25 protein-coding genes and 3 tRNA genes are annotated in these 23,301 nt (G+C 25.1%); 24 read left to right on the top strand and 4 right to left on the bottom strand.

Going from position 1 to position 23,301, the window contains the following annotated elements; genetic code table 11:
* Window positions 1–168: 168 nt before the first annotated feature.
* The 15 genes from H0H57_RS03065 to H0H57_RS02995 all read left to right on the top strand — a co-directional run bounded on the left by H0H57_RS03065 (window position 169) and on the right by H0H57_RS02995 (window position 12,770).
* Window positions 169–1,443: a mechanosensitive ion channel family protein gene (locus H0H57_RS03065; protein WP_185863809.1), complete on the top strand. Its 1,275-nt coding sequence runs from the start codon at window positions 169–171 to the stop codon at window positions 1,441–1,443.
* Complete coding sequence (locus H0H57_RS03060; RefSeq protein ID WP_185863808.1) at window positions 1,437–2,165, top strand: pyridoxine 5'-phosphate synthase; 729 nt, start codon at window positions 1,437–1,439, stop codon at window positions 2,163–2,165. Before H0H57_RS03065 ends, H0H57_RS03060 begins: the two co-directional genes overlap by 7 nt.
* A gap of 7 nt (window positions 2,166–2,172) precedes the next feature.
* Entirely contained in the window at window positions 2,173–2,940 is a 768-nt protein-coding gene (locus H0H57_RS03055) for an alpha/beta fold hydrolase (protein WP_185863807.1), read from the top strand.
* 31 nt (window positions 2,941–2,971) lie between these two features.
* Window positions 2,972–5,260: an aconitate hydratase gene (locus H0H57_RS03050; protein WP_185863806.1), complete on the top strand. Its 2,289-nt coding sequence runs from the start codon at window positions 2,972–2,974 to the stop codon at window positions 5,258–5,260.
* A 1-nt stretch (window position 5,261) separates the two neighbouring features.
* The gene (yidD, locus tag H0H57_RS03045) at window positions 5,262–5,501 is read left to right on the top strand and encodes a membrane protein insertion efficiency factor YidD (RefSeq protein ID WP_185863805.1); all 240 of its coding nucleotides are present in this window, start codon (window positions 5,262–5,264) and stop codon (window positions 5,499–5,501) included.
* A gap of 3 nt (window positions 5,502–5,504) precedes the next feature.
* On the top strand, window positions 5,505–6,392 hold the full coding sequence (lgt, locus tag H0H57_RS03040; protein WP_185863804.1) for a prolipoprotein diacylglyceryl transferase: 888 nt from the start codon (window positions 5,505–5,507) through the stop codon (window positions 6,390–6,392).
* Complete coding sequence (locus H0H57_RS03035; RefSeq protein ID WP_185863803.1) at window positions 6,392–6,910, top strand: DUF192 domain-containing protein; 519 nt, start codon at window positions 6,392–6,394, stop codon at window positions 6,908–6,910. Before lgt ends, H0H57_RS03035 begins: the two co-directional genes overlap by 1 nt.
* 62 nt (window positions 6,911–6,972) lie before the next feature.
* Window positions 6,973–7,305, top strand: a complete 333-nt coding sequence (locus H0H57_RS03030) for a HesB/IscA family protein (RefSeq protein ID WP_185863802.1) — start codon at window positions 6,973–6,975, stop codon at window positions 7,303–7,305.
* Complete coding sequence (sufB, locus tag H0H57_RS03025) at window positions 7,302–8,741, top strand: Fe-S cluster assembly protein SufB (RefSeq protein WP_185863801.1); 1,440 nt, start codon at window positions 7,302–7,304, stop codon at window positions 8,739–8,741. Before H0H57_RS03030 ends, sufB begins: the two co-directional genes overlap by 4 nt.
* A 12-nt stretch (window positions 8,742–8,753) precedes the next feature.
* The gene (gene sufC, locus H0H57_RS03020) at window positions 8,754–9,506 is read left to right on the top strand and encodes a Fe-S cluster assembly ATPase SufC (protein WP_185863800.1); all 753 of its coding nucleotides are present in this window, start codon (window positions 8,754–8,756) and stop codon (window positions 9,504–9,506) included.
* Between the two features lie 43 nt (window positions 9,507–9,549).
* Window positions 9,550–10,851: a Fe-S cluster assembly protein SufD gene (gene sufD / locus H0H57_RS03015; protein WP_185863799.1), complete on the top strand. Its 1,302-nt coding sequence runs from the start codon at window positions 9,550–9,552 to the stop codon at window positions 10,849–10,851.
* 8 nt (window positions 10,852–10,859) lie between these two features.
* Window positions 10,860–12,095 (top strand): aminotransferase class V-fold PLP-dependent enzyme, encoded by a 1,236-nt coding sequence (locus tag H0H57_RS03010; protein WP_185863798.1) that lies wholly within the window; start codon window positions 10,860–10,862, stop codon window positions 12,093–12,095.
* 21 nt (window positions 12,096–12,116) lie between these two features.
* Window positions 12,117–12,440, top strand: coding sequence for a 50S ribosomal protein L21 (rplU, locus tag H0H57_RS03005; RefSeq protein WP_185863797.1), 324 nt, complete (start codon window positions 12,117–12,119; stop codon window positions 12,438–12,440).
* A gap of 1 nt (window position 12,441) precedes the next feature.
* Window positions 12,442–12,705 carry a 50S ribosomal protein L27 gene (rpmA, locus tag H0H57_RS03000; RefSeq protein ID WP_185863796.1) on the top strand — a complete coding sequence of 88 codons (264 nt, stop codon included), beginning with the start codon at window positions 12,442–12,444 and terminating at the stop codon, window positions 12,703–12,705.
* Window positions 12,696–12,770: transfer RNA gene (locus H0H57_RS02995), tRNA-Arg, on the top strand. Before rpmA ends, H0H57_RS02995 begins: the two co-directional genes overlap by 10 nt.
* An 11-nt stretch (window positions 12,771–12,781) precedes the next feature.
* On the opposite strand, the gene H0H57_RS02990 is transcribed toward H0H57_RS02995, so the two are convergent.
* A tRNA-Ile gene (locus H0H57_RS02990) sits at window positions 12,782–12,855 on the bottom strand.
* Between the two features lie 128 nt (window positions 12,856–12,983).
* Between H0H57_RS02990 and H0H57_RS02985 the strand changes: the two genes are divergently transcribed.
* Together H0H57_RS02985 and H0H57_RS02980 are read left to right on the top strand one after the other, a co-directional pair.
* Entirely contained in the window at window positions 12,984–13,292 is a 309-nt protein-coding gene (locus H0H57_RS02985) for a ribosome-binding factor A (protein WP_185863795.1), read from the top strand.
* Between the two features lie 19 nt (window positions 13,293–13,311).
* Window positions 13,312–14,517: an ABC transporter permease gene (locus H0H57_RS02980; protein ID WP_185863794.1), complete on the top strand. Its 1,206-nt coding sequence runs from the start codon at window positions 13,312–13,314 to the stop codon at window positions 14,515–14,517.
* Here the strand turns inward: H0H57_RS02980 and H0H57_RS02975 are convergent.
* Together H0H57_RS02975 and H0H57_RS02970 are read right to left on the bottom strand one after the other, a co-directional pair.
* Window positions 14,505–15,428, bottom strand: a complete 924-nt coding sequence (locus H0H57_RS02975; RefSeq protein ID WP_185863793.1) for a ribonuclease Z — start codon at window positions 15,426–15,428, stop codon at window positions 14,505–14,507. The genes H0H57_RS02980 and H0H57_RS02975 overlap by 13 nt on opposite strands.
* Window positions 15,429–15,507: 79 nt before the next feature.
* Complete coding sequence (locus H0H57_RS02970) at window positions 15,508–16,317, bottom strand: CPBP family glutamic-type intramembrane protease (protein ID WP_185863792.1); 810 nt, start codon at window positions 16,315–16,317, stop codon at window positions 15,508–15,510.
* Between the two features lie 285 nt (window positions 16,318–16,602).
* Between H0H57_RS02970 and H0H57_RS02965 the strand changes: the two genes are divergently transcribed.
* Complete coding sequence (locus H0H57_RS02965; RefSeq protein WP_238784317.1) at window positions 16,603–17,670, top strand: M14 family zinc carboxypeptidase; 1,068 nt, start codon at window positions 16,603–16,605, stop codon at window positions 17,668–17,670.
* Between the two features lie 6 nt (window positions 17,671–17,676).
* Here H0H57_RS02965 and rpmH read toward each other — a convergent pair whose 3' ends face one another.
* The gene (gene rpmH, locus H0H57_RS02960) at window positions 17,677–17,826 is read right to left on the bottom strand and encodes a 50S ribosomal protein L34 (protein WP_185863790.1); all 150 of its coding nucleotides are present in this window, start codon (window positions 17,824–17,826) and stop codon (window positions 17,677–17,679) included.
* A 907-nt stretch (window positions 17,827–18,733) separates the two neighbouring features.
* On the opposite strand from rpmH, the gene fabZ reads away from it, so the two are divergent.
* The 6 genes from fabZ to lepA all read left to right on the top strand — a co-directional run bounded on the left by fabZ (window position 18,734) and on the right by lepA (window position 23,291).
* Window positions 18,734–19,261, top strand: coding sequence for a 3-hydroxyacyl-ACP dehydratase FabZ (gene fabZ, locus H0H57_RS02955; RefSeq protein WP_238784316.1), 528 nt, complete (start codon window positions 18,734–18,736; stop codon window positions 19,259–19,261).
* Window positions 19,262–19,281: 20 nt separating this feature from the next.
* A complete protein-coding gene (locus H0H57_RS02950) occupies window positions 19,282–19,851 on the top strand; it encodes an elongation factor P (protein ID WP_185863789.1) in 570 nt (189 codons plus the stop codon).
* Window positions 19,852–19,884: 33 nt separating this feature from the next.
* On the top strand, window positions 19,885–20,766 hold the full coding sequence (gene sucD, locus H0H57_RS02945) for a succinate--CoA ligase subunit alpha (RefSeq protein WP_185863788.1): 882 nt from the start codon (window positions 19,885–19,887) through the stop codon (window positions 20,764–20,766).
* The gene (pth, locus tag H0H57_RS02940; protein ID WP_185863787.1) at window positions 20,763–21,338 is read left to right on the top strand and encodes an aminoacyl-tRNA hydrolase; all 576 of its coding nucleotides are present in this window, start codon (window positions 20,763–20,765) and stop codon (window positions 21,336–21,338) included. Before sucD ends, pth begins: the two co-directional genes overlap by 4 nt.
* Window positions 21,339–21,394: 56 nt before the next feature.
* Window positions 21,395–21,467: transfer RNA gene (locus tag H0H57_RS02935), tRNA-Arg, on the top strand.
* 30 nt (window positions 21,468–21,497) lie between these two features.
* On the top strand, window positions 21,498–23,291 hold the full coding sequence (gene lepA, locus H0H57_RS02930) for a translation elongation factor 4 (protein ID WP_185864107.1): 1,794 nt from the start codon (window positions 21,498–21,500) through the stop codon (window positions 23,289–23,291).
* The last annotated feature ends 10 nt before the right edge of the window (window positions 23,292–23,301 follow it).

Below are 23,301 nucleotides of genomic sequence, written 5' to 3'. Positions count from 1 at the left end.
AAATTTAAAATTTTAAAAAATTGAGTCAAAATTTTATCTTTCTTCTCAATATCTATTATATTATTTAATCTACAAAACATAAATAATTTATTGAAAATAAATCAAAATACAGTTAATTATTCAATTTTTTATATAGTTAGTAAGGAATTTTGGCTTATGTGTTATCAAATGTTTATCGAAAAAATAGAAATAATGATTTTAAAATTCAAAGGAATCTATGATATTGTACATAATTTAGATTTAAAAAGATGGGGAACTATAACTCTTATTATAATCGGTAAAATTTTATTTTTCACTATTATTCTAATAATTTTAGAATTTATTTTTAATAGAGGTGTTCGTTTTATAGTTAGAAAAATAGTAAATTCTACTCATTTTTCTTGGGATAACATTTTATATGAAAATAAAGTTTTTGATAGTTTATCTCATTTTTTTCCATTATCTATTGGTTTAATATTAATTAAACCATTTTTTAATGAATATCATACGATTATCATTTATTTAGAAAAAATATTTGATATATTATTCGTTCTAATTGTTTTACAATTTTTAATTCGAGTAGTGAATTCTATTATGAGAATAGCTACAAGTGAAAATAATCATCAAACCATAGCAGTACGCTCTTTTTCACAATTATTGAAAATTATATCCATAATATTTTGTATTTTGGTTATTATTGCTATTCTTACAAAGAATGATCTAATTACTGTTTTGACGAGTTTAGGAGCTATAACGGCTTTTGTGATATTGGTATTTAGAGATACCATACTGGGATTTGTTTCAGGAGTACAAATGGCTTCTACAAAAATGATAAAAGTGGGAGATTGGATTCGAATTCCTAAATACAATATAGAAGGAACGGTGATTGAAATTAATTTAACTTCCGCAAAAATAGAAAATTTTGATAAAACTATTACTAGTGTCCCCACTTATGATTTAATTTCCACAGCTGTTACGAATTTTGAATTTATGCGTCAAAAAAATATACGTAGAATTAAAAGATCTATTTTATTCAATATTCAATCTTTTCATTTTTGTAATTCATGTAAATTAAAAAAATTTCAACATGTTTATTTAATAAAAAGTTATATACAAAAAAAACAAGAAGAAATAAATCTTTTTAATAAAAAAAGAAATATTGATATAAATATCAATAATCTTAATGGAAGAAAATTAACAAATATTGGTCTTTTTCGTCAATATGCATTGGAATATTTATCACAACATCCAAAAATATCACAATCAGAAACTTTGATGATTAGACATTTAGAACCTACTCCTTATGGATTACCCGTAGAATTATATTGTTTTACAAATACTTCTGTCTCTATTAAATACGAACAGATACAAGCTAGCGTTTTCGATCATTTATTAACAGCGGCTAAAGAATTCGATTTAGAAGTAACACAAGTTACTAAAAAAGAAGTTGTAAAAAAATGGTAAGGTTAAGTGTTAATTTAAATAAGATAGCTCTGTTAAGAAATGCAAGAGGAGGGAATATACCCAATGTTGTTCAAGTCGCAATAGATGTTCAGAAATTTGGATGTCATGGGATTACTATACATCCACGTCCTGATGAAAGACATATTACATATAAAGATGTGTATGACATCCGTTCTGTCATTTCAACAGAATTGAACGTTGAAGGAAATCCTACTGAAAAATTTATGAAACTAGTATTAGATGTGAAACCAACACAAGTAACTTTAGTTCCTGATTCTGAAGAGGCAATAACATCAAGTTTTGGATGGAATACGTTTTTATATCAAGATTTTTTGACTGATAAAATTAAAACATTAAAAGATTATGGAATTCGAACTTCTATTTTTTTAGATCCAAAACCAGAATTGGTTTCATATGCATCTAAAACGGGAGCAGATAGGATAGAATTATATACTGGACCTTTTTCCATAGGATATGCAAATAAAAAATGGAATTGCATTGATCCATATGTTAATACATCGAAAATTGTGGTGAGTCATCATATGTCAATTAATGCTGGACATGATTTAAATTTAAATAATATTTCTTTTTTAATTGAAAAAATACCAAATCTATCAGAGGTATCAATTGGACATGCTTTAATTATCGAATCTATATATATGGGACTAAAAAATACAATACAAAGTTATTTGAAAATACTTCGTAAAGTAGAAAAAATATAAAAAGAAAATGATACTGCATTCTAGAATATACGGATCAGGTTATCCTATTTTAGTTTTTCATGGATTGTTTGGAAATGGAGAAAATTGGATTTCTTTTGCTAAAAAATTTGAAAACAATTATCAAATTCATCTATTGGATATGAGAAATCATGGAAAAAGTTTCGTTTCCGAAAAAATGAATTACGATATTATATCAAAAGATATATTAAAATATGTCTATTATTATGAATTGAATCATCCTATATTATTGGGACATTCTATAGGAGGAAGAGCCGTGATGAAGTTTTCTATAAAGTATCCTACGATTCCAAAAAAAATTATAATTTTGGATATCAGTCCTAAGGATTACATAGATTTCAATCAAAAAAAATTAATCCACTTTTTAAAAAAAGTGGATTTCAATATTATTCACACTAGAAAAGATCTTGATCATTTTTTAAAAAAATGGATTTTTGATCTAAAGATTAGATCCTTTTTTTCTAAATGTACACAAAAACAAAAGAATGGAAAACTATGTTTCCATTTTTCTTTATTGAACATTGAAAAAAATTATGATTCTTTAATTAAAAAAATAAAAAATGGTTCATATCATGGTTCTACATTATTTTTGCGAGGAGAGTATTCAAATTATATTCTTGATAAAGATCATAATGATATACAAAAGTTGTTTCCCCGATCTAAAATTTGGACTGTAAAAAAATCTGATCATTGGATCCACATAGACAACCCCATAGACTTTTACGAAAAAATTAATGTTTTTTTAAACGAAACATAATTTATGTATATTCTTTTCAAAAGAAAAATTTATGATCTTCGATCTTGATAGAATTCGAAATTTTTATACAAATTTTTCGTATAAAATTGAAAAAATTAGGAATGTGAGAAATCAACCTATGACTTATTCGGAAAAAATTCTATACTCTCATTTAGTTGATGAAATAAAAGAGTTAGAATCTTCTTTTAAGAAGAAGAATTTAAGAAATAAATATTACATGGATTTATTACCTGATCGTATTATCATGCAAGATGCGACAGCTCAAATGACTTTGCTTCAATTTATGCAAACTAAAAAATGCAAGACGTGTATTCCGACATCGATTCATTGTGATCATCTCATATCGGCTCAATATGGTTCAGATTTAGATTTAAGAAATGCTATAGAAAAAAATGAAGAGATTTATAATTTTTTGAAATCTGCCTCTCATAAATATAGAATAGATTTTTGGAAACCTGGATCAGGAATTATTCATCAGATTATTCTAGAAAATTATGCATTTCCTGGAGGGTTGATTATAGGAACCGATTCTCATACTCCTAATGCAGGAGGATTAGGGATGCTGGCGATAGGAGTTGGAGGGGCTGATGCAGCTGAAGTGATGTCTGGATCGCTTTTAGAATTACAATTTCCTAAAATACTTGGAGTCCATTTAATCGGAAAGATTAATGGTTGGACTTCTCCTAAAGATGTAATTTTAAAATTGTCTGGAATGATTGGAGTTTCAGGAGCTAAAAATCATATTATTGAATATTTTGGAGAAGGAATTGATAGTATTTCTTGTGTTGGAAAAGCAACAATCTGTAATATGGGAGCAGAAATAGGTGCTACGTCATCTTTATTTCCTTATGATGATAAGATGAAAGATTTTTTGAATACAAATGGAAGGAATCAGGTATCTGTAATGATAGAAAAAATCAAGGATTTTTTAAAAGCAGATCCAGAAGTTTATCAAAAACCATGTCATTACTATGATAAAGTAATAAAAATAGATTTAAATATTTTAGAGCCCCATATCAATGGACCTTTTACTCCAGACAAAGCGACTCCTATTTCTAAAATGAAAGAGGAGGCTGCTAAAAATAATTGGAAAACCAAAATTGAGGTAGGATTAATTGGTTCATGCACAAATTCTTCTTATGAAGATTTTTCAAAGGCAATATCCATAATTCAACAAGCCAAAAAGAAAAAATTGAAAATCCATTCAGAATATATGGTATCACCAGGATCCAATAAAATTTATTCTCTCATGAAAGAGAAAGGTTTTTTATCTCTTTTTAAAGAAATTGGAGCTAAAATTTTTTCTAATGCTTGTGGGCCTTGTATTGGACAATGGGTAAGAAAAGGAAATAAAAAAAATGTGAAAAATACAATTATTCATACTTTTAATAGGAATTTTTCATCTCGTAATGATGGAAACCCAAAAACACATGCTTTTATCGCTTCTCCAGAAATTGTAACTGCCTTAGCTTTTTCTGGAAATTTGACTTTTGATCCTAGAAAAGATATGTTAAAAAATGAAATGAATGAGTATGTAAAATTTGAAGAACCTAAATCAATGGAAACTCCTACAATGAATTTTAATATAGAAAAATTAGGATATGAAAGTTTTTCAAAAAAAGAAAATAAAAAAAAACTATCTGTAATTATAAAAAAAAATTCTAAAAGGTTACAAGTTTTATCCCCATTTTTTCCATGGAATGGAAATGATTTTCTCAATGTTAGACTTTTAATCAAAATTGAAGGAAAATGTACTACAGATCATATTTCAATGGCGGGGCCCTGGTTAAAATACAGAGGTCATCTTGAGATGATTTCTAAAAATTTATTAATGGGAGCTGTAAATGCTTTTAATCAAGAAAAAAATAAAATCAAAAATATTATAACGGGTAGTTATGGACCCGTTTATGAAATTTCTAAATTTTATCACTCAAAAAATATACTTACCTTGATTGTAGGAGAGGAAAATTATGGAGAAGGATCTTCAAGAGAACATGCAGCTATGGAACCTCGTTTTTTAGGAGTTTGTGTCGTTCTTGTGAAATCTTTTTCTAGAATACACGAAACTAATTTGAAAAAACAAGGAATTTTGGCTTTAACTTTTTTAAATCCTGATGATTATTACAAAATACAAGAAGAAGACATATTTCATTTTTACATCAAAAAAATATGTCCTAATAAAAATATAGAAATAGAATTAATTCATAAAAATGGATATAAAGAAACAATCATCGCTCATCATTCTTATAATGAAAAGCAAATTCAATGGTTTAAAGCGGGTTCTTCTTTAAATTTTATTAAAAACCAACAAAATAAATGAAATGAAAATTATAAAAATTTTATTCATAAAAATTGTAACATTATATCAAATAGGGATATCTCCATGGATAGGAAATAATTGTAGATTTATTCCAACTTGTTCAAACTATATGATTTTGTCATTAAAAAAATGGAATCTGTTTAAAGCTCTTTTCATAAGTATAATCAGAATCATTAAATGTAATCCTTGGGGACCATCTGATTGGTATCCTATTCAAAAAAATCCATTTAATGAACAATAAAACATGAAACCATTAGAATATATTATTATTAATTGGGACCCTGTTCAAAAAATTCCTTTGTGGAAAGGTTTTTTTATTCATATTTATAGTCTAATGTTTGTGATTTCTTTTTCATTAGGATGGTATATCATGAAATATATCTATCAAAATGATAATATACATAAAAAATATTTAGATCCTTTATTTATTTGTACTTTTTTTGGAACTCTTATAGGGGCAAGATTAGGTCAGGTTTTATTTTATGATTTTTCGTATTTTTCAGATCATTGGATTGAAGCCTTTTTCCCTATAAAAGAAAACAATCAAACCTTTTTGTTAGGATTTATAAAAGGGTATGAATTCGTTGGTTATAGAGGTTTATCTAGTCATGGGGCTACCATAGGTATTATTTTATCTAATCTATTTTATTGTAAAATAATTCTGAAAAAAAAATCTTTTATTTGGTTATGTGATAGATTGTGTATTCCCATATCAATATCTGCTGTTTTTATTAGAATAGGAAATTTTTTTAATTCTGAAATAGTAGGAAAACCATGCAGTGAAACATTGCCTTGGGCAGTAAAATTTATAAAAATGGATACGGAATATGGGAGTATAGTACCTAGACATCCTGCACAAATTTATGAATCTATTGGTTATCTTTCAGTTTTCTTATTACTTTGGTCTTTATATACAATAAAAAGAAAAAATTATGATGGATTTTTATCCGGTTTTTTTTTTATTTCGCTTTGGTCTATACGTTTTTTAATCGAATTTTTGAAAGAACCTCAAGGAGGAGAATTTATTAGTTTTTTATCTATGAATACCGGACAATGGCTCAGTATTCCTTTTATTATATTGGGATTGTTTCTTCTCAATTGTTCAAGAATTAAAAAATATTTTTTTTCATAATGAAAAAAATCAATATTCTTTTTCCTTTAATCATTATGTTTATGTGTTTTTTTATAAATTCTTCTGAAAGAATTTATGACAATAATTCTGATATGTTTTTGGATATCGGAAGTCTACTAGAAATAGAATTTATTAAAGATGGAGTACTATATTTAAAAAATAATAATAATGTCATAAAAAAAATAGATATAGAGTTAGCAGATCTAGATATAGAAAAAAAAAATGGATTGAAATATAGGTCTTTTCTAAAAGAAAGTAGAGGAATGTTATTTATTTTGAAAAATAAAGAAGAGTATAAGAAAATAGACATGAAGGATATGCGAATATCTTTAGATATTGTATATATTAATCAATTTGATACTGTTGTTTTTGTGAACAAATACGTAAATCCTATGAAAAATATAGAAAATATGAATTTAGATTCACCTATAAAATATATTTTAGAAATTAATGCTGGTATGTCAAAAAAATGGGGAATAAAAGAAGGAGTAACAAAAATTACTTGGATTATGAATTAATATTTAATTATGCAAAACAATTATATTTATCCTGTGTAATTAATTAAAATTGTATAAATATTATGGTTTTTATATCAGAAGAAGCGAAAAATAAATTGATTTCTATTATGAAAAAAGAAGGACTTTCTCATCATGTTTCATTTATTAGATTTGGAGTTAAAACTGGTGGATGTTCAGGTCTGTCTTATGAACTTACTTTTGATCAAAAAAAACAAAAAGGAGATAGGCTTTTTCAACACAAAGAAATGAAAATATTGGTAAATCAAAACAGTATTTCTTATTTAGAAGGAATAACATTAGAATATTCAGATGGACTAAACGGAAAAGGTTTTTATTTTAATAATCCTAAAGCAAAACATACTTGTGGTTGCGGAAAAAGTTTTTCATCATCATGAAAAAAAATAATAAAATACTGGAAAATTTTTATGAATCCGAATACAAATATGGATTTTATACTCCAATAGAATCAGATAAAATCCCAGTGGGATTAAATGAAGAAGTCATTCGTAAAATAACAGAAAAAAAAAAGGAACCCACATGGATGTTGGATTGGAGGTTAGAATCTTATCATATATGGAAAAAAATGAATCCACCAATATGGGCAAATATAAAATACAAAATTCCAGATTTTCAACAAATAAGTTATTATTCTGCTCCAAAAAAAAAAGTAGACTTAAATCATGAAAAAATAGATCCAGAATTAATAGATACGTTTAATAAATTAGGGATTCCTATAGAAGAGCAAAAAAGTCTTTCAAACGTGGCTACAGATATAGTATTAGACTCTGTTTCTTTAATGACTACATTTCAGAAAAAATTAAAAGATAAAGGCATTATATTTTGTTCTATCAACGATGCTTTGAAAAAATATCCAAATATTATAAAACAATATTTAGGTTCAGTTGTTTCAAAAAAAGATAATTTTTATGCCGCTTTAAATTCAGCTGTATTTTCAGATGGTTCTTTTTGTTATATCCCAAAAGGAATCCGTTGTCCTATGGAGTTATCTACATATTTTCGTATTAACGAAAATAAAACTGGTCAATTTGAAAGAACCTTAATTATTGCAGATAAAGATTCCTATGTGAGTTATTTAGAAGGATGTACGGCTCCACAAAGAAAAGAAAATCAATTACATGCAGCTGTAGTAGAAATTATAGCCTTGGAAAATGCTGAAATTAAATATTCTACCGTTCAAAATTGGTTTCCTGGAAATAAAAAAGGGGAAGGAGGAGTTTTTAATTTTGTTACAAAACGTGGTTTATGTGAAAAAGGAGCAAAAATATCTTGGATACAAGTGGAGACAGGGTCTTCTATTACCTGGAAATATCCATCTTGTATTCTAAAAGGAGATTTTTCCATGGGTCAATTTTATTCCTTAGCTTTAACTAAAGATTTTCAACAAGCAGATACGGGAACTAAAATGATTCACATAGGAAAACATACTAAAAGTGTTATTATATCAAAAGGAATATCCGCAGGAAAAGCTCAAAATAATTATAGAGGATTAGTGAAAATCACTTCTCAAGCGATTCATTCTCGTAATTTTTCTCAATGTGATTCTCTGTTAATTGGAAACCAATGTGGAGCTCATACGTTTCCATATATTCATGTATATAATTCGAATTCTAAAGTAGAACATGAAGCTACAACTTCAAAAATTGGAGAGAACCAAATTTTTTACTGTAATCAAAGAGGGATCGATATAGAAAAAGCGATTTCTTTAATTGTTCATGGTTTTAGTAATGAGGTTTTGAAAAAACTTCCCATGGAATTTGCAGTAGAAGCTAAAAAACTTTTGGAAATTTCTTTGGAAGGATCTGTTGGATAACAATAAAAATTTATGTTAAATATAGAAAATTTACATGTTTCTATAGAAAATAAAAAAGTTCTTAGAGGAATTAATTTAAAAATCAATACAGGAGAAAGTCATGTTATTATGGGCCCTAATGGTTCTGGAAAAAGTACTCTTGCTTCTATAATAGCAGGTAAAAAAGAGTATAAAATCAATGAAGGAGACATTTATTTTTTGAATAAAAATTTAAAAAATTTTTCACCAGAAGAACGGGCCCATTTGGGGATTTTTCTATCTTTTCAACATCCAATAGAAATACCAGGAGTATCCATTTTTAATTTTATTAAAACAGCGGTTGATTCTATTCGTGAAGCACGAAATATAAAAAAAATGTCTTCTAAAGATCTTTTATCAAAAATAAAAGAAAAATCTTCTTTATTAAATATTGAAAAACGTTTTTTTTATCGTTCTTTAAATGAAGGTTTTTCTGGAGGAGAAAAAAAACGTAATGAAATATTTCAAATGATGATGTTAGATCCTTTATTATCTGTATTAGATGAAGTTGATTCAGGTTTAGACATAGATGCATTGCGTGTAGTTGCTCAAGGCATTAACGATTTTAGAAATAAAAACAATTCTATTTTAATTATTACTCATTACAAAAGATTATTAGACTACATTTATTCAGACTATATTATACATATTTTATATAATGGAAAAATTATTCAGTCAGGAGATCAAAAATTAGCTGAAAAATTAGAAAGAGAAGGATATGATTGGATAGTGAAAAATAAAATATAAAAAAAATTAATTGTTTTGTTTAACTTTATTTATAATTAATTAAATGCAGTTAAAAGAAAAAATAGCTTTATTAATTAATAAATTTTTTTCTGACGAAAAAAAAGACTCTTATATGTCTTTTTTAAAACGAAAACATTTTGATGTTTTCCATAAAAAAGGATTTCCTTCTACTACAAATGAGGAATGGAGAAATACAGATATTGACTCAATTATTAATCAGGATTATAATATTGTTTCTGAAAATGTAAAAATAGAAAATATAGAACATCACAAAATAAAAAAATTAACTTTTCTAAAAAAAGAAAAATCTTTAATCTTGATTTTTATAGATGGAAAATATAATCCTCATCTTTCTTATACACAACATGTAAGAAATATTATTTTGTCAAATATATTCTCTATCCAAGAAAATGAAATTAAAAACTATTATGGAAAACTATCATATCAATATGATGCATTTTATACTTTAAATACTCTTTTGTTAAAAGATGGAGCATATGTTTATATTCCTAATAATGTTATTTTAGAATCTCCCATAGAGATATTGCATATTTCTACAGGAATGAAATCCAATATTATGTTGAATAACAGAAATTTGATTGTAGTGGGAGAACATTCCTATGTGAGAATTATAGAACATTACAAATGTTTAAAAAAGCATTTAGCTTTTATAAATTCTGTGAGCGAAATTTATGCTATGAATCATAGTATAATTGACTACTATAAAGTACAAGATGATTTAGTAAAAACTACTGTAATAGATAATACATCTTTTAAACAAAAGAAAAATAGCAAATGTACCATTTATACTTTTTCTCTTCAAGGAAATTTTATAAGAAATAATTTAAAGTTTTATTCCAGCGGAGAAAAAACATATTCCTATTTATATGGAATTTCTCTTTTATCAGGAAAACAATTTGTAGATCATCATACTTTGATAGATCATTTATGTTCAAATGCTTATAGTTTTCAATTATATAAAAATATTTTATGTGAAAAATCTAAAGGAATTTTTAATGGAAAAATAATTATTAATGAATTAATAAAAGAAATAAATGCCTTCCAAAAAAATCATAATATTCTTCTTTCTAATGAAGCGTGTATATATGCCAAACCTCAATTAGAAATTTATTCTGAATCTGTAAAGTGTTCGCATGGTTGTACCGTAGGGAACATACAAGAATCTGAGTTATTTTATCTTCAATCAAGAGGAATCCCTGAAAAAAAAGCTAAAATGTTATTATTATTCTCTTTTTTAGAGGATATGTTGATCTCTATTCATATTTTTGAATTGAAAAAATTGATATATAAAAAAATGAAGAAAAAATTAAATAAACATTTATAAAATAATATATGTTTTCAGAAAACGAAATACAAAAAATAAGAAATCAATTTCCTATTTTAAAAGAAAGAATATATTCTAATCCTTTAATTTATATGGATAATGCGGCAACAACCCAAAAACCCTTAAAGGTAATTCAAGCTACCCAAAATTATTACTCTACTATGAATTCTAATGTTCATAGAGGGGTGCATTATCTTAGTCATAAAGCAACTCTATATGTTGAGAATGTTAGAAAAAAAATTCAAAAATTTATTCACGCCAAACATTCATCGGAAATTATATTTACAAAAGGAACTACAGAATCTATTAATTTGGTTGCTTCTAGTATAGACGATTTTATAAAACAAGGAGATGAAATTATTATTTCTTGTATTGAACATCATTCAAATATTGTTCCATGGCAGGTTCTTTGTAAAAAAAAAGGTGCCATTTTAAAAATAATATCCATTTATGAAAATGGTTTGTTAAAATTAACAGATTTTGAATTTTTAATTTCAGAAAAAACAAAAATAGTATCTATTAGTCATATATCTAATGTTTTAGGTATAATTAATCCTGTTCAAGATATTATTAAAAAAGCTCATGAATATGGAGCTTTAGTTTTGATTGATGGAGCTCAAGTTCCTTCTAATTTAGATTTAGATGTACAAAATTTAAATGTTGATTTTTATGTGTTTTCTGCTCATAAAATGTATGGACCTACTGGTATTGGTATATTATATGGGAAAAAAAAAATATTAGAAAAATTATATCCTCATCAATTTGGAGGGGGAATGATTAAAAATGTGAGTTTTGATAAAACAACTTACTCAGATATACCGTTTAAATTTGAGTCAGGAACTCCGAACATAGAAGGAATTATTGTGTGGGGAAACGCTATAGATTTTGTAAAAGAAATAGGAATATCCAATATTCAAGCTTACAAAAAAAAACTGTTGATATATGCTGTAAAACGTTTAAGTTCAATAGATGGAATCCAATTGTATGGAGATGATAGGGATTTTTCTAAAAAATCTGGTATTATTTCCTTTAATTTATATAAGTTACATTGTTTTGATGTCGGTAGCATTTTAGATCGTTTGGGGATTGCGGTTAGAACAGGACATTTATGTGCACAACCTCTTATGAATTTTTTTAAAGTTTCAGGTATGATTCGTATCAGTTTTTCTGTATATAATACTTTTAAAGAAATAGATTATTTATTTGAAAGTATTTTAAAAACAAAAAAAATATTATTAAAGTAAGGTATTAAAATTATTTGATTTATGACATATGCTATTGCTAATATAAAAGATAAACAATTTAAACTAATTGAAAATCAGTATATTTATGTTCCTCATATTTCTGAAAATGTAGGAAAAATAATTTTATTAAATCAAATTTTTTTGTTTTCTAAAGAAGGAACATTTTTTTTAGGAAAACCCTTCTTAGAAGAAGTTAGCGTTAAAATAGAAATTTTACAACATGTAAAAGGGAAAAAAATTCTTATTTTAAAGAAAAAAAGAAGAAAAGGATATAAAGTTAAAAATGGATTTAGACCTTTATTTTCAAAAATAAAAATAATTTCTTTTTTAGAAAAAAAACAATAATATGGCTCATAAAAAAGGTTCTGGAAGTTCTAGAAATGGAAGAGATTCAATAGGAAGAAGATTGGGAATTAAAATATATGGAAACCAATACGTGAATTCTGGTAATATCATAGTTCGTCAAATAGGAACAAAACATCATCCTGGAAAAAATGTAGGGATAGGAAGAGATTATACTTTATATGCTCTAAAAAATGGTTATGTTTCTTTTAAAAAAGGAAAAAAAAATAAATCAATTGTTTCTATTATAGATACTAAGACTGGGTAGTTCAATTAGGATAGAACAACAGTTTCCTAAACTGTAAGTTGTGGGTTCGAATCCCTCCCCGGTTACAAAAATAAAATGGTCCCAGCTGGATTTGAACCAGCGACTTCCTGATTATGAGTCAGGTGCTCTAACCGACTGAGCTATGGGACCGAAAAAAATTGTAAACTTTGCAAGTATACAACATTATTTTTCCTATTACAAATTTTTTGTAATTTTTTTCATGTACTACTACTATTTGTAGAAAAATAAAAACTGTTTTTAATTCAACTGACTAAATTATGAAAGAAATAAGCTTGATTAGAAACAAGAAATTATATTCAATATTTTTTGTAGAAATAGCAGAAATTCTTAATAAGGAAATTTTTTATAGTAACAAAAAAAATAAATTTTTAGTGACTTTGATTAAAATATATATTACTCCTGATATGAATTTAATAAAAGTATATATTAGCATTTATCCTTTTTTGGATAAAAATATATTAAAATCTATCCGTTCTAAATCTCGATTTTATAGAAAAATGCTTTCTCATAGACTTAGGTATCGTGTGAAAAAAATTCCCAAATTGGATTTTCGTGCATCTGTATAATAATAAAATTTAATGGTTATTGAATCCTTCTTTTTATATATCTATTCGTTATTTTTTTTATAAAAAAAAAACGAATCTTGTTAATATTATTGTTTTTTTATCCATTTTATCTATTGGAGTCTCTACATTTTCTTTATCTACTATTTTATTTGTTTTTTCTGGATTAGAAAATTTAAATAAAAAATTTTATCAAAATCATTATCCTGATATTACGATTTCCTACTCCAATGAAAAAGATTTTTTTATTGATGATAATGTAATAAAAATAATAAAATCTATACGAGAAATTAGAGCTGTTTCTAAGACTATGGAAAAAAAAGTTTTTTTTCACTACAATAACCATGAATATTTCCTTCTTTTAAAAGGAGTGGATATAGAATATGGAAAAGTAATGAAAAAATTTAAAAAAATTAATTTAAAAAACAATAGATTGGATTCTTTAAATATATATGTAGGATGGTCTTATGTAGGTCCATATTTTCCAATGTTATCTCATGTAATAAATATGAATATGCCTTTACAAATGTTTATTATTGATTCCCATAAAAATAAAAAAAATACTTTGAGTTCATTTTTTATGAAAAAAAAAGTTTCTGTAAGAGGATTTTTTCATTTTAGTCCTAAAATGGATAGAAAATATTTGTTTTGTGATTTGTATGATCTTCAAAAGACCATGAAAAAAAAAGTTTTTCATACATTAGAAATCAAAATTCATAAAAATGTGAATATGTATAATTTGAAACATCTGTTGGTAAAGAAATTGGGTTCAAAATTCAATATAATAACACGTGTAGAAAGAGAGGATATTTTCTATAAAGTTATGAATACGGAGAAAATATTTATATATTTTTTATTCATATTAATGACTCTGATTACTGGATTTAATTTATTTAGTGCTATTTATATTTTACAATTAGATAAAATTAAAGAACTTTTTTCATTATGGAGTATGGGTTTTTCTTTGTACAGAATTAAGATGATATTTTTCTATATGGGATTAATGATTACTACTTTTGGTTGTTTAAGTGGGTTTTTTTTTTCTTATATTTTATCTTTTATACAAGAAAAATACAAAATATTTAAAATAGCAAAAAAAATACCTTTTCCTGTGAAAATTACACTAAAAGATTCATATATGGTTATATGTATTATTTTAATAATAGGGTCTATTATCTCTTTTTATTCTTTAAAAAAAATTAGTAATATGATTTTTTATTCTAAATAATATGTTTTGAGAGGTTCAGATGCTTCTACATTCAAGAATATTTTTTTTGCTTCTTTTTCAAATTCTTTAAAATTAGGAAATCTGTTGGAATAGTGTCCTAACAATAATTTTTTTACTTGAGCTTTTTTAGCTATATATGCAGCCTGATTGGCTGTAGAATGGCCTGTATTCATAGCTCTGTTTTCTTCTTTTTTTAGGAAGGTAGATTCGTGATATAATAAATCTACATATTTTATATGTTCAATTATAGGCAAATAAAAGGAAGTATCTGAACAAAAAGCGTAAGATAATATTTTGGGTGGATCAAATGTTAATTTCCAATTAGGAATAATTTTTCCATCATGAGTTTTAAAATTTTTTCCTAATTTTAAATTAGGATAATCTGCTATTTTAATATCAGGTATTTTTTGAATTTCTTCTATGTTTAATTTTCTTTTATTACTAGGTTTTTCTCTAAAAAGAAATCCATTTGTATAAATTCTATGTTTCAATGGAATGGAAAAAACTTCTATTTTTTCATTTTCCATGATTTTTTCCAGTTTTTTAGATGATAATTCTATATGATCGATACAATATTTAAGTTTAGTATAAGACCATTTAAAATGAACATTTATGATTTCTTTTAATCCTTTTGGAGCATAAATACTTATTGATTTTTCTCTACCTAATAGATGAAAAGTAGATAACAATCCAATCAATCCAAAAAAATGATCTCCATGCAAATGAGATATGAATATATGTATGATTTTATTAAATTTTATTTTTGCTTTTTTTAATTGAACTTGTGTTCCTTCACCACAATCAATGAGAAAGGAAAAACCTTTCATTTCTAATATTTGAGCTGTAGGATAAAATTTGTTTGTAGGTATGGAAGAATGACATCCCAAAATAGTTAATGAAGGTTTTTTCATTATGAAAAGTTGTTTTAAGAAATTTGTATGATTTATGTATATTGTTGTATATAGTCAGTATTTGTTTTAAAATTGAATTTTATTTTGGTATTTTTTCTTTCTTTTTTTTTAAAAGAAAAATACTTCCACTAATTATTATAATAAAAGCTATTATTAATATGATTCCTATATTCGTATTTACCTCTTTTTTTGATAAAAAAGGATCCTCATTTTTTATAAAGAAAAACATGGTGAATATGGCAAAAGCATTATTAAAAACATGTAATAATATACAGTCTATAATAGAAGAAGTTATAAAATAAATGAAACCTATAAAACTTCCAATAATCATCCCTCCTACTAATTGCCATGGATTCATATGAGTTAATCCGAATAAAAATGAAGAAAATAAAATAGCTTTAATAGGATGTATCTTATTTTTTAACATTCCATTTAAAATAATTCCTCTAAAAAGAACTTCTTCACATATAGGTGCTAGCAATATTGTAGTAGAAAAAAAAGGAATTGGATTTTTAACTTCTTCTTTTAGAAACTCTTCAATTTCTTTGTACATGTTTCCTAGTATTGGCCCTTCTCTTGGAACTAATGAAGAAATATATTCATTGATAATGATCATACAAAACATCATGCAAAAAATAACAAAATAAATGTACCATGAAGAGAATTTTGTGGATAAGTCTATGATTAAATTTTTTTTCTGAGCTTGATGAGATATAAAAAAAAATAACAAAATAAAAGGAAGAGTATATGATATTGAAAATATCATGCTTTCAGGTAAATTAATAGAAATAAATAATTTTCTAAGAACTAAATTTAAAAAATTTAAAACAATAAATCCCACTATTAATAAAATAGATTCTATATAATTTATTTTAAAATAATTTTTCATAATAAATATTAAAAATTCGTTTTATTTTTTTATTATGATTCATTCTGTTGTTTCTTTCAGCATTTTTCATTTTAGATTATGAAATTTTTTTAATTTTATCTTTTTGAAAGATAACAACAATTTTTTTATTCATCATATATAAATAGTAGAATTTTTTTAAATAAAATTAAAGTTTTTATGTCGTTTTTCGATATTTTATCTCTATTTCAGAGTTATGAATCTTTTTTTAAAGACAGTAGGATTGGGGATTCAAAAATTTTCAAATATTCTGACTTATTACAAATTATGAATAAGTATAAAGATATATGCTCTATTATTCCTATAGGATTTTCTATAGAAAAAAGAACCATTTTCAAAATCAAATGGGGGATAGGAAAAATGAAAATATTGATATGGTCTCAAATGCATGGAAATGAAACAACTGGTACTAAATCTATGTTTGAACTTTTTCATTTTTTTTTGATAAGAAACAATTGTGATTTAGTTCAATTTTTAAAAAAAAGTTTAACTCTTTTATTTATTCCTATGCTAAATCCTGATGGAGCTGAAATTTTTCAAAGAAGGAACGCTATAAATATAGACTTAAATAGAGATGCTATTCGTTTACAATCTCCAGAAATGCAAATTCTATTTCAGGAAATAGAAAAAAATAATCCTAACATTTTATTTAATTTACATGATCAAAGAAGCATTTATAATGTTGGACATAAAAATTTTAATCCTGCTATTTTGTCTTTTTTATCTCCATCTATATCCATGGAAAAAAATACTTATTCTATAAGTAGAAAAAAATCTATGGAAATTATAAATTTTATTGCAAATGAAATTTATAAAATTTTACCTGATATTGGATCAATAGGAAGATTTTCTGATGAATTGTATCCTACAGCAACTGGAGATCGGTTACAAAAATTAGGTTATCCTTGTATTCTAATTGAATCAGGAAATTATCCCAAAGACATTCAAAAAAAAATTATTAGAAAATATACTGTATTATCTATCCTTTCGGGAATTTATTTTATTTCTTCTTCTATAGGAGTAGATATTGAAAAAAATTATAAATCTTATTTCGATATTCCAGAAAACAAAAATATTTTATTAGATAAAATATATAGAAAGGTTCAAATACGTAAAAATCAAAATAAATTTTTTGTAGACATAGGATTAATGAATTTTGAAAAATGGGATTTAATGAAAAAAAATATTTCTATTTTTACTAAGATAGTAGATATAGGAGACTTATCCTATTTTTTTGCCTATGAAGAATGTATTGTAAAAGGAAAGAAATTTTATGGAAAAAAAGGAGAAAGTTTTCCTAAAATTGGAGATATAGAAAATTTTCAAATTTTATAATTAATTTTATTTCTTGAAATTGGAGATAGCGAGTCTTTTTCTTCCTTTTTTTCTTCTTCTAGATATAATGATCCTACCTGTTTTTGTATTCATTCGTTTCATGAATCCATGAACATTAACTTTTTTTCTATTCGAAGGTTGATAAGTTCTTTTCATATTTTACAATATATTTGTTTTTTTGAATATTATAAAAATATTTTTCATCTTTTTTTTTCCTATTTTTTTCTTTTTTAGATTCAGAAATCTTTTTTGATAGGAAAAAAAAAGTAATATCAGAATTCCAATAGTAAAACCTGTGAAAAATAAAATTATACGTTTTGAAAAACTCATGATATAATATAACAAATCATACATCTGAAATAGAAATTACATAAAGTTTTTATTTTATTATGATATTTTTTTATGATTTATAATTTTTTTTAAAAGAAATTTCGTTCTAATATTTATTAATTAGATATGCTCAAAAAGAAAAAAACTATTGAAAAAAGATTTCTTTTACAAGAATTTGGTTTATATACTACTAAAAAGAGAGGCACTATAACTTTCAAACCAACTCCAATCCATATAGGATTTATGGTTATTAGTAGAATAAATAATATTATAAAAAAAAATCTTGTATAAAAACACATTATTCCTTTTTATATTCTAATAAAGAAAAACATATTTTAGCGGCTCTATCTAACAGATATGGATATCATAATAATGTGATCGTAAAATTAGAACATGGGAATTTTTATTCTATTTATAGATTATGATTATTCTAAGTTTTTTGTAGAAGCAATTCCAAAGAGTAGGCAATCATAGAACAGAGCGAAAAAAGAAAATATTCTTTTTATGCACAAAATGCGATTTTAAAACATATAGATCCGTTTTACAAAGAAATTGATTTTACAAAATTTTTTTCTTTCACAAAGAATACAAAAAATTTTGTAAAATCAAAGAAGATTCCATGTCTTCTTTAAAAGATTTTGTTAATGAAATTTAGAAACATTTTCTTTTATATGGAGTTCTAACTTGAATGGAATCTAAATTCATTTTTTATAATCCAGATAATTATATTATTATGCAATTTTTAAAGGAGTTAATGAATAAAATTCAAACATTTAAAAAAAATGAGATTCCTGAATTTGATTTAAAAAAGAAACCTATTTTGGACATAAAAAGCATTATGAAAATTTTGCCTCATAAACCTCCATTTCTCTTAGTAGATAAAATTATAGATTTAACAGAAAATAGTATTGTAGGAGTTAAAAATGTAACCATGAATGAATTTTTTTTCATAGGACATTTTCCAAGAGAGCCAATTATGCCAGGAGTATTACAAATAGAAGCTCTGGCACAAGTCGGAGGAATTCTTGTGTTAAATAAACTAAGTCATCCTGAATTATATTCTACTTATTTTTTAAAAATAGACAAAGTAAAATTTAAACAAAAAATAGTTCCTGGAGATATCATTATTTTTCAAGTTGATTTGTTGAAATCTATGAAAAGAGGAATTGTTCACATGAAAGGAAAAGGTTATGTGAATAACAAGCTTGTAGTAGAAGCAGAAGTTGTAGCCAAAATAGTAAAAAACTACGAAAAATTCTGAAAATTTTAATTCAAAATCAAATGAAAATCAGAAAAGGTTTATATATACAATGGAATAAAGAAATATTCAAAATTATTGATTTTCTTCATGTAAAACCTGGAAAGGGATATGCCTTTATGAGGACTAAATTGAAAAATTTAGTAACAGGTCATGTTTTAGAAAATAAATTTTCATCAAAACATAAATTAAAAAAGGTTAAGATAGAATTTCATTCATATAGGTATTTATATAAAAAAAGAGATATATTTCATTTTATGAATGATAGCACTTATGATCAAATACAAATAGAGAAAAGATTAATAAATAACATCAATGTAGAATTTTTAAAAGAAGGTATGAAAATACCTATTTTTTTTCATGTAAAAAGTGAAAAAGAAAGAATTTTTTTATTTTTAAAAATGCCTACCACAGTTATTTTAAAAGTAATTCATACAGAACCTGTCAAAAAAGGCGATACTATTAATAACAACAATAAAATTGTTTTTTTAGAAACAGGAACAAGATTATTAGTACCTTTTTTTATCAAAACAGGAGAATTTTTGAAAATAAATACAAAAAATAGATCTTATATAGAAAGAGTGAGAAAATAAAATTCAAATTATATTAAAATAAATTTAAGAGTTATGAGTATTTTAATAGATAAAAACATTAAAGTCCTTGTACAAGGATTAACTGGAAAAGAAGGGTTATTTCATACTGAACAAATGATAAATTATGGAACTCCTATAGCAGGAGGAATAACACCAGGAAAAGGGGGAAAAATATATTTAGGGGTTCCTATTTTTAATACAATTGAAGAAGCAGTGAATCAGACAGGAGGAAATGTGAGCATAATTTTTGTACCTTCTTCTTTTGCTTCTGATGCTATTTTAGAATCTATTTACATGAATATACAAATTATTGTTTGTATCACAGAAGGAATACCTGTATCAGATATGATTCGAATAAAGCATTTTTTACAAGGAAAAAAATCTCGTTTAATAGGACCAAATTGTCCTGGAATTATTACTCCAAAAGAGGCTAAAGTCGGGATAATGCCTAATTCAGTTTTTAAAAAAAAAGGAAATATAGGGATAATTTCTAGATCAGGAACTTTAACTTATGAAGCGGCAGACCAAATTGTGAAATTGGGTTATGGAATTTCCACTGCTGTTGGTATAGGAGGGGATTCTATTATTGGAATGAATATAAAGGAAATTATGAAACTATTTTTATCTGATTCAGAAACAGAATGTATTGTTATGATTGGAGAAATAGGTGGACAATTAGAAATTGAAGCGGCTAAATGGATAAAAAAATTAAAAAATAAAAAACCAGTGATAGGTTTTATAGCTGGACAAACAGCTCCAAAAGGAAAAACAATGGGACATGCTGGAGCAATTATAGAAAAAAAAATAGAAACAGCACAGGAAAAAATAAAAATAATGGAAGAAAGTGGAATACATATTGCGAAATCTCCGGCTAATATAGGAAAAACTGTATATGAAATTCTTCATTCAATATGAATCATTTACCCCCTGAAAAATTTTTGATAATCGGATTAGGAAATCCAGGATATTTATACAGAAAAACTAGACATAATTTAGGATTTATGATTTTGGACCAAATTTCAAAAAAATATCGTTTTTCTTTTTCTAAAAAAAAACTAGGTTTTATTTCTGAATTCAGCTATAATGATAAATTACTTTTTTTTTTAAAACCATCTACTTATATGAATCGTAGTGGAGAAGCTGTTAAATATTGGATGATAAAAGAAAAAATTATATTACAAAATATTTTGATAATATCTGATGATATTTATTTAAACTTTGGTAGTTTTCGTTTAAGAGGAAAAGGTGGAAGTGGAGGACATAATGGATTAAAAAATATAGAAATAACAATAGGAACAACTCATTATGCACGTCTTCGTTTTGGAATTAAAAAAAATTATTTTGATCAAAAAATAGATTCTTATGTATTAGAAAATTGGAAAAATGAAGAAATAGATGATTTATTTTCAAAATTAGATATAGGTATAAAGATAATATTTTCATTTGTAATAAACGGACTCAAAAAAACTATGAATCTATTCAACTGACTGTCATCCTTTAAAATATTATTTCTTTATATTAAATCATTATTATATATGGTCTTAGCCTTGTAGTTTAATAGGATAGAATATAGGATTCCGATTCCTATGGTATGGGTTCGATTCCCTTCAAGGTTATTTGAAGATTTTTAAACTCAATCAATCATGATTCATGATATTCGAAATTTTTGTATTATCGCACATATAGATCACGGAAAAAGTACGTTAGCTGATCGTTTGTTAGAATTTACAAAAACAGTGTCAAAAAAAAACCGGAATCAGTTATTGGATGATATGGATTTAGAAAGAGAACGTGGAATAACGATCAAGAGTCACGCTGTTCAGATGGAATATAAATATGATAATAAAATATACATTTTAAATCTAATAGATACACCTGGACATGTTGATTTTTCATATGAAGTATCGCGTTCGATTGCAGCTTGTGAAGGAGCTATACTTGTTGTTGATTGTACGAAAAGTGTGCAAGCACAAACAATATCCCATCTTTCTTTGGCATTAAAAAATCACCTAATCATTATTCCAGTTTTAAACAAAATTGATTTGTCTGATTCCATTTCTGAAGACGTAATGAAAGAAATTATGGAATTAGTGGGATGTAAAAAAAAAGATATTATTCCTATTAGTGCAAAAAATGGATTAGGAATTAATCATGTTTTAAATCAAATAGTAACACGTATTCCTTATCCAAAAGGAGATTCAAAAGCTCCTTTACAAGCTATTGTTTTTGATTCTTTATACAATCCATTTAGAGGAATTGAAATATTATTTAGAATAAAAAATGGTTGTATCCGAAAAGGACAAAAATTACAATTTATGTCTACAGGAAAAATTTATTCTGCTTATGAGATAGGAACTTTGAAATTAAAACATATTTCAAAAAATCAAATTAATACAGGAGATGTTGGGTATGTTGTATCTGGTATAAAAAATGCAAGTGAAGTAAAAGTAGGAGACACTATAACAGATGCTCAAAAACCAGCTACAAAAGCGATACAAAAATTTAAAGAATTTAAACCTATGGTTTTCGCTAGTATTTATCCCGTTGATTCTGATAAATATGAAGATTTACGTTCTTCTATAGAAAAATTGCAATTAAATGATGCTGCACTTTCTTTTAGTCCTGAGTCTTCTCCTGCATTAGGATTTGGGTTTCATTGTGGATTTTTAGGGTTTCTTCATATGGAAATTGTGAAAGATCGTTTAGAACGTGAATATGATATTTCTGTTATACTTACTATTCCTAATGTTTCTTACAGAGTTTATATGAAAAAAAATCAAAAGATTTTAATTATTAATAATCCTTCAGATTTTCCAGAAACGGAAAAATTCAAAAGGATAGAAGAACCATATGTTTTAGTTTCTATTTTTACTAAAGATATCTATATAGGAAATGTAATGTCATTATGTATTGAAAAACGAGGAATTATGATTTCAAATCATAATTATATGACTTCAAAAAGAATCAAAATTATGTTTGAAATGCCTTTATCGGAAATTGTATTTGATTTTTATGATAAGTTAAAAAGTATTTCTAATGGATATGCTTCTTTTGATTATAATTTTATTGGTTATAGAAATTCGGATTTAAAAAAAATTACTGTATGGATTAATCACGAAAAAATAGAACCTTTATCTCTTTTAGTTCATAAAACGAAAGCTTTGTTTTTATCCAAAAAAATATGTCAAGAATTATCTGTATTAATTCCAAAACATCAATTTAGTATTCCTATTCAAGTTTCTGTATCTGGAAAAATTATAGCAAGAGAAACCATTAAAGCTTTCAGAAAAAATGTCACAGATAAATGTTATGGAGGGGATATTTCTAGAAAAAGAAAACTTTTGGAAAAACAAAAAAAAGGAAAGAAAAAAATGCGTCAGATAGGAAAAATTAAAATTCCATCATCTGCTTTTATGACTTTTTTGAAAGTTAAAAATTAATTTATAACAA

The sequence above is a fragment of the Blattabacterium cuenoti genome (assembly GCF_014251755.1).
GTDB lineage: Bacteria > Bacteroidota > Bacteroidia > Flavobacteriales > Blattabacteriaceae > Blattabacterium > Blattabacterium cuenoti_AN.
Note: the sequence above shows the minus strand (reverse complement) of the source record. Positions and strands in the feature narration are given on the sequence as shown.